At 64.9% G+C, this 13,965-nt stretch carries 10 protein-coding genes; 5 read left to right on the top strand and 5 right to left on the bottom strand.

Going from position 1 to position 13,965, the window contains the following annotated elements; genetic code table 11:
• Positions 1-163: 163 nt before the first annotated feature.
• Positions 164-2,443: a spermidine synthase gene (locus tag AC0L2F_RS26835; RefSeq protein WP_473250451.1), complete on the bottom strand. Its 2,280-nt coding sequence runs from the start codon at positions 2,441-2,443 to the stop codon at positions 164-166.
• A gap of 150 nt (positions 2,444-2,593) precedes the next feature.
• Between AC0L2F_RS26835 and AC0L2F_RS26830 the strand changes: the two genes are divergently transcribed.
• Positions 2,594-4,231 carry a phytoene desaturase family protein gene (locus AC0L2F_RS26830; protein WP_473250450.1) on the top strand — a complete coding sequence of 546 codons (1,638 nt, stop codon included), beginning with the start codon at positions 2,594-2,596 and terminating at the stop codon, positions 4,229-4,231.
• Positions 4,232-4,505: 274 nt separating this feature from the next.
• Here AC0L2F_RS26830 and AC0L2F_RS26825 read toward each other — a convergent pair whose 3' ends face one another.
• Positions 4,506-4,670 carry a Flp family type IVb pilin gene (locus tag AC0L2F_RS26825; RefSeq protein WP_473250449.1) on the bottom strand — a complete coding sequence of 55 codons (165 nt, stop codon included), beginning with the start codon at positions 4,668-4,670 and terminating at the stop codon, positions 4,506-4,508.
• 154 nt (positions 4,671-4,824) lie between these two features.
• On the opposite strand from AC0L2F_RS26825, the gene AC0L2F_RS26820 reads away from it, so the two are divergent.
• Positions 4,825-5,712 carry a 50S ribosomal protein L11 methyltransferase gene (locus tag AC0L2F_RS26820; RefSeq protein WP_473250448.1) on the top strand — a complete coding sequence of 296 codons (888 nt, stop codon included), beginning with the start codon at positions 4,825-4,827 and terminating at the stop codon, positions 5,710-5,712.
• Positions 5,713-5,736: 24 nt separating this feature from the next.
• On the opposite strand, the gene AC0L2F_RS26815 is transcribed toward AC0L2F_RS26820, so the two are convergent.
• On the bottom strand, positions 5,737-5,916 hold the full coding sequence (locus AC0L2F_RS26815; RefSeq protein ID WP_473250447.1) for a hypothetical protein: 180 nt from the start codon (positions 5,914-5,916) through the stop codon (positions 5,737-5,739).
• Positions 5,917-6,104: 188 nt separating this feature from the next.
• On the opposite strand from AC0L2F_RS26815, the gene AC0L2F_RS26810 reads away from it, so the two are divergent.
• Positions 6,105-7,934: an aminopeptidase P family protein gene (locus AC0L2F_RS26810; RefSeq protein WP_473250446.1), complete on the top strand. Its 1,830-nt coding sequence runs from the start codon at positions 6,105-6,107 to the stop codon at positions 7,932-7,934.
• 320 nt (positions 7,935-8,254) lie between these two features.
• Entirely contained in the window at positions 8,255-9,529 is a 1,275-nt protein-coding gene (locus AC0L2F_RS26805) for a multidrug effflux MFS transporter (RefSeq protein ID WP_473250445.1), read from the top strand.
• Positions 9,530-9,629: 100 nt separating this feature from the next.
• Here AC0L2F_RS26805 and ligA read toward each other — a convergent pair whose 3' ends face one another.
• Positions 9,630-11,783, bottom strand: coding sequence for an NAD-dependent DNA ligase LigA (gene ligA, locus AC0L2F_RS26800; RefSeq protein ID WP_473250444.1), 2,154 nt, complete (start codon positions 11,781-11,783; stop codon positions 9,630-9,632).
• A 120-nt stretch (positions 11,784-11,903) separates the two neighbouring features.
• Here ligA and AC0L2F_RS26795 point away from each other — a divergent pair, with 120 nt between their 5' ends.
• A complete protein-coding gene (locus tag AC0L2F_RS26795) occupies positions 11,904-12,191 on the top strand; it encodes a GIY-YIG nuclease family protein (protein ID WP_473250443.1) in 288 nt (95 codons plus the stop codon).
• 90 nt (positions 12,192-12,281) lie between these two features.
• On the opposite strand, the gene recN is transcribed toward AC0L2F_RS26795, so the two are convergent.
• A complete protein-coding gene (recN, locus tag AC0L2F_RS26790) occupies positions 12,282-13,955 on the bottom strand; it encodes a DNA repair protein RecN (protein WP_473250442.1) in 1,674 nt (557 codons plus the stop codon).
• Between the last annotated feature and the right edge of the window lie 10 nt (positions 13,956-13,965).

Below are 13,965 nucleotides of genomic sequence, written 5' to 3'. Positions count from 1 at the left end.
GGACGGCTCCTGTGAATGAGTTTCTGACAACCTCATTCTGGCACACTGATGCCGTAGGGGGCCGTCCACACCATCAGAAGCTGCGATGGGCCCCGGCTCTGCAGCGCATCGCTAAAGAAGCGCTGCGCTGCGTCCGGGGCACGAGAGTGTTGCCATGTCGTCCCTACTCCCCGTCCCGCAAACGCCGGTACAGCGCGCCCAAGATGTTGGAGTAGTCGTCGGTCCAGACCCGCACCCTGTCGTCGGCTTCGGTCTGCTCCCATGCTTTCGACGATGCGAGCCTGCCGACGTCGGCATCCTCGCGGGCGGAGATGACGACGTCGGTCGAGAAGATGTAGTCGCCATCGCGCCCCGAATCCTCGTTGTAGACCCAGCTCTTGAGATCGTTGGCATCGGCGATGCCGACCACGACGGTCTCGAGATCGAGGTGGCGGTTGGAGACGTGCATCACCACGGCGCCGTGCGGAGCGAGCTTGTCCTTGTAGATCTTCATCGCCTCTTCGGTCGCAAGATGGATCGGGATCGCATCCGACGAATAGGCGTCGACGATGATGAGATCATAAGCGCCGTCCGGCTCCTTCGCGAAGGTGAGACGGGCATCTCCGATCACCGGCTTCAGGCCCGGCATGCAGCTCGAAATGTAGCGGAAATTCTTCGGATCGCTTGCCGCGTCGACCATGGACTGATCGATCTCGAAGAATGTCCAGCTCTCGCGGGGCTCGGCGGCGCAGGCGAGCGTGCCCGATCCGACGCCGATCGCTGCGACCTTCAACGGCGCGCCCTTGCGCTCGCGGATCGCGGTGACGGCCTGACCGATGCCGCCGTCCCTGTGATAGTAGGTGATCGGCTCGGGCCGGCCGGTGACCGGCGTGCCGTCATTGTTGAGGAAGCGCTCGGCGCCGTGGATCGTGGTGCCGTGCATCAGCACATGGAAATAGCCGCCGGGCGTCACCACGATCTTGTGCACGCCGAAGAAGCTGCGCACCGTGGTGACGCGGCCTTCGTCTGCCGGATAAACCCGGATCAACGCCAGCGCCAGCGCGACGGTAGCGAATATCTTCCAGCGGTCGGCGTTGACCGCCAGCGCCAGCAGCGCGGCGAGCACGCCGACGCCGCCGGCCATCCAGACCCGGTGATCCTCGAACCAGGTCGACAGCCCGCCCGTCGTGATGGACGGCGCAACGAGGACGACGGCGAGCGCGGCAAGCGCCAACCAGTACCATTTGACGATGCCCGCCAACCGCTCGTTCGCGGGCGGCCGGCACAGCGCGGCAAGCGCAACCAGGATCGGATATTCGGCGATCCAGGAGAATGTGAACGGCGCAACGAGCCCTGCGAACAGCCCGCCGACCATGCCGCCGAACGACAGCGCGACATAGAATCCGGTGAGATATTTCGCGGCCGGCCGGGTCCGCGCCAATTCGCCGTGGCAGGCCATCGCGATGACGAAGAAGCACAATTGATGCCCGCCGAGCGTCAGCAGCAGGTTCTGCTCGCCGCCGAACGCCAGCAGGAAGACGACGCCCGCGATCGCGACCGGCTGGAGCATCAGCATCCATTTGTGCGGCAGCAGCGGCCGCGACTGGAACACCACCACCCAGGTCAAGAGGTACAGCGACAGCGGCAGCACCCACAGCAGGGGCGCGGCCGCAACGTCGGTCGAGATGTGCGCGGTGACGGCGATGAGCAGGCCGGACGGCACTCCGGCGAGGAATATCCAGCGCAGCCGCGTCATGAAACCGGGCGCCGGCGCATTCAAATCCTCGGTTCGCGCGTCGACCATGGCCAGTTTCGGCGAGCGCAACAGCAGCACGCCGCATGCGGCGATCAGGAGGATCAGAATGCCGTAACCGCCGGTCCAGAGCCGGTTCTGCGTGTGCAGCGTGAACATCGGCTCCAGCAGGAACGGATAGGACAGCAGGGCGAGGAAGCTGCCGATGTTGGAGGACGCATAGAGGAAATAGGGATCATGTCCGGCCGGATGCCCGGTGCGGACGAACCAGGCCTGCAGCAACGGATTGTTGGCGGCAAGCGCGAAGAACGGCAGCCCGATCGAGATCACGAACAGGCCGAGCAGCCAGATTGCGTAGCCCGAAGCGGGCGGATCGCCATAGGCGGAGGCGATGCCGAGCGGCAGCGTGGCGAAGGCCGCGATCAGCAGCAGGAGATGCACCACCACGGGAACGATGCGGTTCCTCACCTGCATCAACACATGCGCATAGGCGTAGCCCGCCAGCAGCAGCGACTGGAAGAACACCATCGCCACCGACCACACCGCCGGCGAGCCGCCGAGCCGCGGCAGGACCATCTTCGTGAACAGCGGCTGCACCGAGAACAGCAACAGCGCGCTGACGAAGATCGCGGCGGTGTAGACCGTCAGCAGCAGCCGGTTACGCGACGAGGACGGCTGCTCCGTGGCGGCGGGTTGCACGATCGAATCCATGGAAGCTCCGGCATAATCCCGGCGGGCGCCGGGCGCGCGCAATGGAGCACAAGGCGCCTGAACGGGCAATAAAGGGTCTCGTGATGTTGCAGAGGGAAATGCTTGATATACTGATGTCATTCCGGGTCCGGTCGCTCGGACCATCCTGCAATGACCGTGGAACAGCTTGAATCCTTCATGAGCGAAACCGACGTCGTCATCATCGGCGCTGGCCATAACGGCCTCACCTGCGCGGCCTATCTTGCGATGGCCGGCTTGCGCGTGCGCGTGGTCGAGCGCCGCAAGGTGGTCGGCGGGGCCGCGGTCACGGAGGAATTTCATCCCGGCTTCCGCAATTCGGTCGCGGCCTACACCGTGAGCCTGCTCAATCCGCAGGTGATCCGTGACTTGCAGCTGGCCGAACAGGGCCTGCGCATCGTTGAACGGCGCGCGCAGAATTTTCTGCCCGCGGCGGACGGCAGCTATCTCCTTACCGGCGAGGGGCGGACGCAGGCGTCCGTCGCACGGCTGAGCACGCATGACGCAAACGCGCTCGACGGGTTTTCGCGCGAGCTCGAAGATATCGCCGACGTGCTCCGGCAATTCGTGCTGCGCGCGCCGCCAAACCTGCTCGATGGTTTCGGCACGGCCTCGATCCGCGAAGCCGTGAACGCATTCCAGAGCGCCAACATCCTGCGTGGGCTGTCGCTGGAGCAGAGCCGCAGCCTGCTCGATCTCTTCACCCGCTCGGCCGGCGAGATGCTGGACGAACGTTTCGAGCATGATCTGGTCAAGGCGCTGTTCGGCTTCGATGCCATCGTCGGCAATTATGCCAGCCCTTACGCTGCGGGCTCGGCCTATGTGATGCTGCATCACGCCTTCGGCGAGGTGAACGGAAAGAAGGGCGTCTGGGGTCACGCCATCGGCGGCATGGGCGCGATCACGCAAGCCATGGCGCGCGCCGCACGCGACCGCGGCGTCGTGATCGACACCGATGCGGGCGTGCGCGAGGTCATCGTCGAGCGCGACCGCGCGGTCGGCGTGGCGCTGGAGAACGGCACGACCATCCGCGCGAAATATGTCGCGGCCAACGTCAATCCGAAGCTGCTCTACACGCGGCTGGTCGCCGCCGATGCGCTGCCGGCCGACTTCCTCGCCCGCATCCGGCACTGGAAGAACGGCTCCGGCACCTTTCGCATGAACGTCGCGCTGGACCGCCTGCCCTCCTTCACGGCACTGCCGGGCGACGGCGATCATCTCACCTCCGGCATCATCCTGGCCCCTGACCTCGGCTACATGGACCGCGCCTTTCTCGATGCCCGCGCGCACGGCTGGAGCCGGGAGCCCATGGTGGAAATGCTGATCCCCTCGACGCTCGACGACACGCTCGCGCCCGCAGGACAACATGTCGCGAGCCTGTTCTGCCAGCACGTCGCGCCGGAGCTTCCCGATGGAAAGTCGTGGGACGACCATCGCGACGAGGTCGCCGACCTCATGATCGCCACGGTGGACAAATACGCGCCGGGTTTTGCGACAAGCGTGCTCGGCCGCCAGATCCTGTCACCGCTCGATCTCGAACGGCAGTTCGGCCTGCTCGGCGGTGACATCTTCCACGGCGCGCTGACGCTGAACCAGCTGTTTTCGGCGCGGCCGATGCTGGGCCACGCCGATTATCGCGGGCCCGTGAAGGGCCTCTATCATTGCGGCTCCGGCGCCCATCCCGGCGGCGGCGTCACCGGCGCGCCCGGCCACAACGCCGCGCAGGCGATCCTGAGGGATCACCGGTCGTTGTTCGGTAGCCGTGGATAAGCCTGTGGATGGGCTGTGGACAGACTGTTGGCAGAGCTGTGGAAGAGGGGTGGGTTGCGCCCGTCCAAGCCTGGTACAAGTTGGTGGAAAATCCGGGGATGAACGGCGGGATAATCCGTGGACAAAGTCCGGAAAAGCCGCCGGATAGCCTGTGGGCATTCTGTGCAAGCCAATCCCCAAAAACGACTTCGCCCGCCAGGGGAATCCCCCGACGGGCGCGGCTCGGAAGCAGTCGTATGGAGAATTGGCCCCGCCGGGAAATGGAAGGCGGAAATTACTTCAAGGAGCTGCTAATCGAAGTGAACTTCTCGTTCATCGTGGTGCCCAGGCCGTTCACCACGGTGATGATCGCCAGCGCGATCCCGGCTGCGATCAGGCCGTACTCGATTGCGGTTGCACCTGAATCGTCGGTCCAGAACTTCAAAATGATGCGCTTCAAGTCTCGCCTCCTATTCCATTTAGAGCTGTGTGGGTTATCCAACACCCGCAAATCTACGTCCTACAACCTGCGGTCGGGTTAACCTCCGGAACGCAAGTTATGGGAAAAATTGGGAACAAAAGTTCCAAAAATTGAACCGGACGGAACCCTGAGAATGCAGCCTTCCCCCACACATCGCGCCAGTTTTTCGATGGGCAGCGAGATCGCCGCCAGGCGCATTGTCGACGTCCTCACCGAAATGTTCTTCGAGGACGATGCGGCGGTCGCCGCCTTCGAGCAGCCGAACGGACGATGGGACGTCGCGCTGCATTTCGCGAACGCCCCGGACCGGGTGTGGCTGCGCGAACTCGTTGCAACTTCAGCAGGAAATGAGATTGCGGACACGCTCGCCTTCGACACCGTCGAAGCCAGGGACTGGGTCAAGTCGAGCCTGGAAGATCTCGTCCCGGTGCCGGCCGGGCGCTTCGTGGTCCATGGCAGCCATGACCGCGACCGCGTGGCGCCAAACAAGCTCGCCATCGAGATCGAGGCGGCTCTCGCCTTCGGCACCGGCCATCACGGCACCACACGCGGCTGTTTACTTCTGCTTGACCATGTCCTGAAAAGCACCCGGCCCGGCCGCGTGCTCGACCTCGGCACCGGGACCGGCGTGCTGGGGATAGCGGCGGCGAAGGCGCTGCATCGCGCGGTGCTGGCCTCCGACATCGACCCGGCCTCGGTCAAGGTGGCAGCCGAGAACGCCTTGTTGAACGAGGTCGGTCACAATGTGCGCGTGATCCGCGCCACCGGCTTCGCTGCGGCTGATTTCGGCAGATGCGGTCCGTTCGACCTGGTGCTGGCCAACATCCTTGCCAATCCGTTACGGCAATTGGCGGGCCCGATGACGCGCCACCTCGCCCTTGGCGGGCGCGTCATCCTATCCGGCCTGTTGACGCCCCAGGTCCCCGCCGTGATCGCCGCCTACCGCGCACGCGGCCTCGTGCCTCTGAAGCACTTGCGGATCGAGGGGTGGAGCAGCCTGTTGCTGCGGAAGATGGGGTGAGTACGGGTGCTGCCGTAGATGCCGCTACTTTGACGCCTTCTCGTCCCGGCGCATCGTGCGCTCGGCCTGCGAGGCGCGCCTCGCGCGGCGTTCGGCGAAACGGTCGATCATCTGGTTGATGAGGCCGCGCGGTTTCTTCGGTGTCGCCGCAGTCGGAGCGCGGCGCACCGGCGGCGTAATCTTCTCAAACGTGAACGCTGGCATCGAGTGTCCCCTCGTCGTTGAGATGAACAACTTGCTCGAATTTCCCTGTTATCCGGACGAAGCGCAACTGCCGCATCCTGTACTCCACTCAATTCGAATGGAACTTGTTCAAGCACAGTCCATGCCAGATGCGACCTCAAATGCGTCTACATTGCGGAGCGATCCGCATGATCCTAAAGTGATCCACCATGTTCGAAGCGCACTTCCAGACATTCGAGGAGCCCGAGGCCGGCGTCGCATTGACGGCCCGGCTGGCCGCGCTCCGTGAAGAACTCGCCCGCCGCAAGCTGACCGGTTTCGTGATTCCACGCGCCGATCAGCAGCAGAATGAGTATGTGCCGCCGTCGGAAGAGCGTCTGGCCTGGCTGACCGGTTTTACGGGCTCGGCGGGTCTGGCGGTGGTGCTGACGCACGAGGCCGCGGTCTTCGTCGATGGCCGCTACACGATCCAGGCGGCCAAGCAGGTCGATTCAAGGGCCTGGGCCGTGGAGTCTCTGATCGATCCCCCGCCGGAAAGCTGGATGTCGGCACACCTGAAGGCCGGCGACCGCCTAGGATTTGATCCGTGGCTGCACACTTTTGCGGCAGCCGAGCGTTTGTCCGCCGCCTGCACCAAGGCCGGTGCCGAGCTGGTCGCCGTCGACAGCAATCCGGTCGATGCGATCTGGCAGGACCGGCCACAGCCGCCGATTGCGCCGGTCACGGTGCACGGGATGCAACATGCCGGCGTGACTGAAGCCGAGAAGCTGACGCAGATCAGGAGCGAGATCGGCAAGCTCAGCGTCGATGCGTTGGTGCTGTCCGACAGCCATGCCGTGGCCTGGACCTTCAACATCCGCGGCGCCGACGTCGCGCATACGCCGCTGCCGCTGTCCTATGCGCTGGTGCCAAAGGACGGCCGTCCCACCATCTTCATCGATCACCGCAAGCTATCCAATCTGACCCGCGACCATCTCGAGCAGTCCGCCGACGTGCGCGAGCCCGATGCAATGGCGCCGACGCTGATGGCGCTCGCCAAGAGCGGTGGATCGATTGCGCTCGACAATGCGACCGCGGCCGACGCGCTTAGCCGGCTGATCACAGGCGCCGGCGGCAAGCCGGTGCGCGGCAGCGATCCGATCGCGCTGCTCAAAGCGGTCAAGAACCCGACCGAGATCAAGGGCACGCAAACGGCGCACCGGCGCGACGCCGTGGCGCTGGCGCGCTTCCTCGCCTTCATCGACCGCGAGGCGGCAAGCGGCAAGCTCACCGAGATCGACGCGGTCGAGGCGCTGGAGACGTTCCGCCGCGACACCGGCGCGCTGAAGGACGTGTCGTTCCCGACCATATCGGGCACCGGCCCGAATGGTGCCATCGTGCACTACCGCGTCACCCGCAAGAGCAACCGGCGGATCGTGCCCGGCGATCTGCTGCTGATCGATTCAGGTGCGCAATATGAAGACGGCACCACCGACGTCACCCGCACCATGGCCGTGGACGAGCCGACCGACGAGATGCGCGACCGCTTCACGCGTGTGCTGCGCGGCCACATCGCAATCGCCCGCGCGATCTTTCCCGACGGCGCTACCGGCGCGCAACTCGACACGCTGGCACGGCAATATCTCTGGGCCGCCGGCGTCGATTTCGAGCATGGCACCGGCCACGGCGTCGGCAGCTATCTCTCGGTGCACGAAGGACCGGCGCGGATATCGAAGCTCGGCACCACGCCGCTGAAGCGCGGCATGATCCTGTCCAACGAGCCCGGCTACTACAAGACCGACGGTTTCGGCATCCGCATCGAGAACCTCGAACTGGTGGTCGCGGCCGACATCAAGGGCGCGGAAAAATCGATGAACGCGTTCGAGACGCTGACCCTGGCACCGATCGACCGCCGGCTGATCGATGTGGCCATGCTGGGCAAGGACGAGCTCGACTGGCTCAATGCCTACCACGCGCGCGTCAGGGCCGAGGTGCGGCCGGCGCTGGACGCGACGACGAAGGCCTGGCTGGACCAGGCCACGGCGGAGCTGAAGGCGTAAGCGCGTCGTCGCGAAGCCGCATGGCACTACGCGCTTTGCGCAAGGCTGCTTCTCCACCACAGCTGTCATGCTCCGCGAAAGCGGGGCATCCAGTACGCCGCGGCCTCTCGATTCAATCACTACTGCCTCTGGAATACTGGATTCCCCGCTTTCGCGGGGAATGACACCTGTTTTGGGGCATGCAAACGCGCCCAAATCATCATCATCGCGCCGCCACTATCACCCTCCCAGAATCCGTATAGCCGCATTCCGAAACGCCGATATCCGTCTTGTGCGAGCGCGCTACAGTCCGATTCGAATTTCCACGAGACGGACAACGCATGCACGGCATGATCAGCAAGCCGTCGGAAACGGCGAAGAACCTCGCGACCTCGCGCGTGGTGTTGCTGCTGCTCGTCGTCATGACCGGCATCGCGCCGATCTCGCTTTACATGCTGGTTCCGGCGCTGCCGGTGCTGGCGACGACATTCGGCAGCGACATCTCGGTCGCACAGATGACGGTGTCGCTGTACATGGTCGGCATCGCGCTGTCGCAACTCATCATGGGCCCGCTGTCGGACCGTTTCGGACGGCGGCCGGTGCTGCTCGGAGGGCTGGCGCTGATGGTGGTGGCCAGCGTCGGCTGCATCTTCGCCGAGACCCTGCCGCAGCTGATCGCCGCGCGCTTCTTCCAGGCGCTGGGCGGCGCCGCCGGCATGGTGGTGAGCCGCGCCATCATCCGCGACATCTACGAGCGCGATCGCGTCGCCTCGATGATCAGCCTCGTCGTCGCGGCGCTGATGATCGGGCAGATGGTCTCCCCGCTCACCGGCGGCCTGATCGAAACCGCATTCGGCTGGCGCGCGATCTTCTACGCCATCACCGTCGCCGCGATCATCGTCGCCGTCGGCATCGCATTCGCGCTGCCCGAGACGCGGCGAGACCGCGCCGCCGGCAGCGGCTTTCGCGGCGATGTCGGCATCCTGATCCGCAACCGCGCCTTCGTCGGCTACGTGATGTGCCAGGTGCTGGCCTCGCAGATCATCTTCACCTTCGCAGGCGGCGGCCCCTATATCGTGGTGACGCAGATGGGCAGGACCAGCGCCGAATACGGCGCGTGGTTCGCGACGACGGGTTTTGCCTATCTCGTCGGCAATCTGCTCTGCGTGCGCTTCGCGCCCAGGCACTCGTTGGAGAAGTTGATCTGGTTCGGCCTCGCGCTGCAGCTTTGCGGCAGCCTGTTGAACCTGCTGTGGAGTTTCACTGGCTGGAACGAGGCACCCGCCTGGTTGTTCGGCACGCAGATGATCGTGATGGTCGGCAATGCTTTCGTGATGGCGAACTCGGCCGCCGGCGCGATCAGCATCCGTCCCGAGGCCGCCGGCACCGCATCAGGTGCGATGGGCTTCCTGCAGCAGGGTATCGGCGCGCTGATGTCGCAATTCGGCGCCTATCTCGGCGGCCATTCCGCGACCACGCTGCCGCTCACCGCCGCGGTGCTGGCGATCTCCCTGCTCTGCGCCTGCACGATGATCTTCGTCGTCCCCCGCCGCGAGATCATGGTCAGCGAGACGCTGATCGGGCAGGCGGAAGAGGAAGAGAGCGGGATGATGTGAGGGTTTAAGTCGTCATTCCGGGGCGCACGAAGTGCGAACCCGGAATCTCGAGATTCCGGGTTCGATGCTGCGCATCGCCCCGGAATGACGGAAGAAAACATCACTCCCCGATCAGCTGCAACCACTCGTCCTCGGTCAGCACCTTGACGCCATGCTTGTTGGCTTCCGCGAGCTTTGAACCCGCGCCGGGGCCGGCGACGACGAGGTCGGTTTTCTTGGACACCGATCCGGACACCTTTGCGCCTAGCCGCTCGGCGGTGGCCTTGGCCTCGTCGCGCGTCATCTTCTCCAGCGAGCCTGTGAACACCACGGTCTTGCCGGCGACCGCGGAATTGCTCTTCGGCTTCTCGGCGTCGATGATCTCGACTTCCCTGGTGAGCCGCTCGACGATGCCGCGATTGTGGCTCTCGCCGAAATAATCGGCGATGCTCTTGATCACGGTCTCGCCGATCTGGTCGAGCGCATCCATCTCGGCCATCGCCTCCTCGTCGCCCTTGGCGACCTTCAGGCTGGCGTCGTGGAAGGCGTCCCAGGAGCCGTAGCCGCGTGCCAGCGCCAGCGCCGTGGTCTCGCCGATATGGCGCATGCCGAGCGCGTAGATAAAGCGCTCCAGTGCAATCTTGCGACGGCTCTCGATCGCGCCGAACAAATTGCGCACCGAAGTTGCGCCGTAACCCTCTATGTCCTCGAGCTTGAGCTTCGAATTGCGCTTTTCCAGCGTGAAGATGTCGGCTGGCTCCTTCACAAAACCCTCGTCGAAGAAGTACTGGAGCTGCTTCTCGCCCAGGCCGTCGATGTCGAAGGCGCGCCGCGACACGAACAGCTTCAGGTGCTCGATCTTCTGATAGGGGCAGGCGAACTCGCCGGTACAACGGGCGCGTGCTTCCTCTTCGCCAGCGGCCGTCTCTCCTCGCACGACGTCGGTATGCAGCGGGCACGGGCACTTCTTCGGAAACTGGAATTCCCTGGCAGACTTCGGCCGCTTGTCGAGGACGACGTCGACCACCTGCGGGATGACGTCGCCGGCGCGCTGGATCACGACGGTGTCGCCGATCCTGATGTCGCGGCCCTCGCGCAGCACCTCGCCCTTGTTGCCGATGCCCTTGATGTAGTCCTCGTTGTGCAGCGTGACGTTCTGCACGATCACGCCGCCGACGCCGACCGGTTCGAGCTTGCCCACCGGCGTGAAGGAGCCGGTGCGGCCGACCTGGATCTCGATGTCGCGCAGCACCGTCATGGCGCGCTCGGCCGGAAATTTGTGGGCAATGCCCCAGCGCGGCGTGCGCGAGACGAAGCCGAGCCGTTCCTGCCAGTCGATGCGATCGACCTTGTAGACGACGCCGTCGATGTCGTAGTCGAGCTTTGCGCGCTGCTCCTCGATCGCGTGATGAAACGCCAGCAGCTCCTCGACGGAGTGACAGAGCTTGGTCAGCGGGTTGGTTTTGAAGCCGCAGCGCTCGAACCAACCGATCATGCCGCTCTGCGTGCCCTCCGGCATCGCGCTCATCTCACCCCAGGCATAAGCGAAGAAGCCGAGGGGGCGCGAGGCGGTGATGGTCGGATCCTTCTGCCGGAGCGAGCCCGCGGCCGAATTGCGCGGATTGGCGAAGATGGTGCTGCCTTCCGCCTTCTGCCGCTCGTTGAGCGCCAGGAACGCCTTCTTGGTCATGTAGACCTCGCCGCGCACCTCGCAGATGTCGGGGACGTTGCGGCCCTTCAGCTTCTGCGGCACGTCCTCGAGCGTGCGGATGTTGGCGGTGACGTCCTCGCCGACCGCGCCGTCGCCGCGAGTCGCCGCGGTGACGAGTTCACCGCCCTCGTAGCGCAGCGACATCGAGAGGCCGTCGATCTTCGGCTCGGCGGAGAAATCGATCTTGTCGTCGTCGAGCTTCAGGAAGCGCACGATACGACCGACGAAGTCGCGCAGATCCTCTTCCGCAAAGGCGTTGTCGAGCGACAGCATGGGAACGGCATGCCGCACCTTCTTGAAGCGGCCTGATGGTGCAGCACCGACTTTCTGCGACGGAGAGTCTGCACTGACGAATTCCGGAAAACGCTTCTCGATCGCGTTGAAGCGCTGGCGCAGCGCGTCGTACTCGGCATCGGTGACGGTGGGCGCGTCCTCCTGGTAGTAGCGCTCGTTGTGCCCCTCGATCTCGAGCGCGAGCCGCATGTGCTCGACCTTGGCCTGCGCCTTGGTGAGGTCGGCGACGTCGCGAAGCGGTGTTGGTTTCGATTTTGCTGCTCTTGTCATTATACTTATGGTTGTGCCTCGTCGTTCCGGGATAGTCCGAAGGACCAGACCCGGAACCTCGAGATTCCAGGCTCGCTCTTCGTACACTCCGGAATGACAGTTGAGAAAGGCTCGGGAGTCATGGCGTATTACGTCTATATCCTAGCAAGCCGGCGCGACGGAGCAATCTATGTGGGCGTCACCAACGACCTCATACGGCGCGTCTATGAGCATCAAATCAAAGCCGTTCCGGGCTTCACGGCGAAATACAACATCACGCGGCTGGTTTGGTTCGAGACTTATGATGACCCAGTCTCGGCGATAACGCGCGAAAAAGAGCTGAAGAAGTGGAAGTGCGCATGGAAGATTCAACTGATCGAGAAAGACAATCCGAATTGGGATGATCGTTACGAGTCGATCTGCAATTGAAAGAGTCATTCCGGGATGGTCCGAAGGACCAGACCCGGAATCTCGAGATTCCGGGTTCGCACTTCGTGCGCCCCGGAATGACGGTGGCAATCAAGCCGTCGCCGCCTTGAGCAGCCGGTCCGCGGCAGCCCTCGCCTCGGCGGTGATCTCGGCGCCGGCGAGCATCCGCGCGATCTCCTCGCGGCGGTGGTCGGCGGCAAGCGCATTGACGCGGGTGGCGACGCGCTTGCCCTTGTCCAGTGCGTCCTTGGAGATCAGCAGATGCTGGTCGGCACGGGCGGCGACCTGCGGGGCGTGGGTTACGGCCATCACCTGGACCTTGCCGGCGAGCCGCGCCAGCCGTCCGCCGATCGCGTCCGCGACCGCGCCGCCGACGCCGGTGTCGATCTCGTCGAAGACCAAGGTCGGCGCCGAGCCGCGGTCGGACAGCACGACCTTGAGCGCCAGCAGGAAACGCGACAGCTCGCCGCCGGAGGCGACCTTCATCATCGGCCCCGGCTTGGTGCCCGGGTTGGTCTGCACCCAGAACTCGACGCGATCGAACCCTTGCGGCCCCGGAGCTGCCTCGTCGGTCTGGACCTGGGTCATGAACTTGGCGCGTTCGAGCTTGAGCGGCGCGAGCTCGGCATTGACCGCCTTGTTGAGCTTCTCCGCCGATTTCTGCCGCGCCATCGACAGCTTCTTGGCGGCCGCCGCATAGCGCGCATCGGCCTCGATCGCGGCCTGCTCCAGCTTCTTCAGCCGTGAGGCGCCGGCGTCGATCAGAACGACATCGGCGGCATATCTGGCGGCAAGCGCGGCGAGCCCGTCGACCGGCGTCGAATATTTGCGCGAGGCTGCGCGCAGCGCGAACAGCCGCTCCTCGATGCGTTCGAGCTCCGAGGGATCGAAATCGGTGGCGGCAAGCGCCGCCTGCAGATGCTGGTCGGCCTCCTCCAGCGCGTTGATGGCGATATCGATCGCCCTCACCGCGGGCTCGACCAGCGCCGGCGCGTTGACGCCGCGGCGCTCCAGCCGCCGCACGGCGGCCGAGAGCGAGGCGACCGGCGAATGGTGGCCGCCGACCGCCTCCTGCGCCTCGCGCAGGTCGGAGGCGATCTTCTCGCCCTGCATCATCGTGGTCCGACGGGAGGCCAGCGAGGTCTCCTCGCCATCCTTGGGCGCGAGCTGCTTCAATTCGTCAGAGGCGTGACGGAGGTAGTCGGCTTCGCGCGCAGCGCGCTCCATGCCGGCGCGATGCTCCTCCAGCGCATTGTTGGCGGTGCGGCGGGCGTCCCAGAGCGCTTCGACCGCCGAGACGTCCTTTTCGAGACCGGCGAAGGCGTCGAGCAGGCGGCGGTGGGTGGCGGCATCGACCAGCGCGCGCTCGTCGTGCTGTCCGTGGATCTCGACCAGGGCGGCCCCGACCGCCTTCAGCGTCTGCACGCTGATCGCCTGGTCGTTGATGAAGGCGCGGGTGCGGCCGTCGGCGAGCTGGACCCGGCGGAGAATCATCTCGCCGGTATCCTCCAGCCCGTTCTCCGCGAGGATCTTGGCCGCGGGATGGTTTTTTGGGATATCGAATACGGCAGTGACCTGCCCCTGCTCCGCCCCATGCCGCACGAGGCCGGCATCGCCGCGGCCGCCGAGCGCCAACGCAAAGGCATCGAGCAGGATGGATTTGCCCGCACCGGTCTCGCCGGTCAAAACCGCGAGGCCCGGTGCGAATTCGATATCGAGCCGTTCGATCAGGACGATGTCACGGATCGACAGACGCGCCAGCATGGAATTCTAT

It is taken from the genome of Bradyrhizobium sp. Ken64, assembly GCF_055807555.1.
The sequence above is the reverse complement of the archived record's forward strand: the minus strand, read 5'-3'. Positions and strand labels throughout refer to the sequence as shown.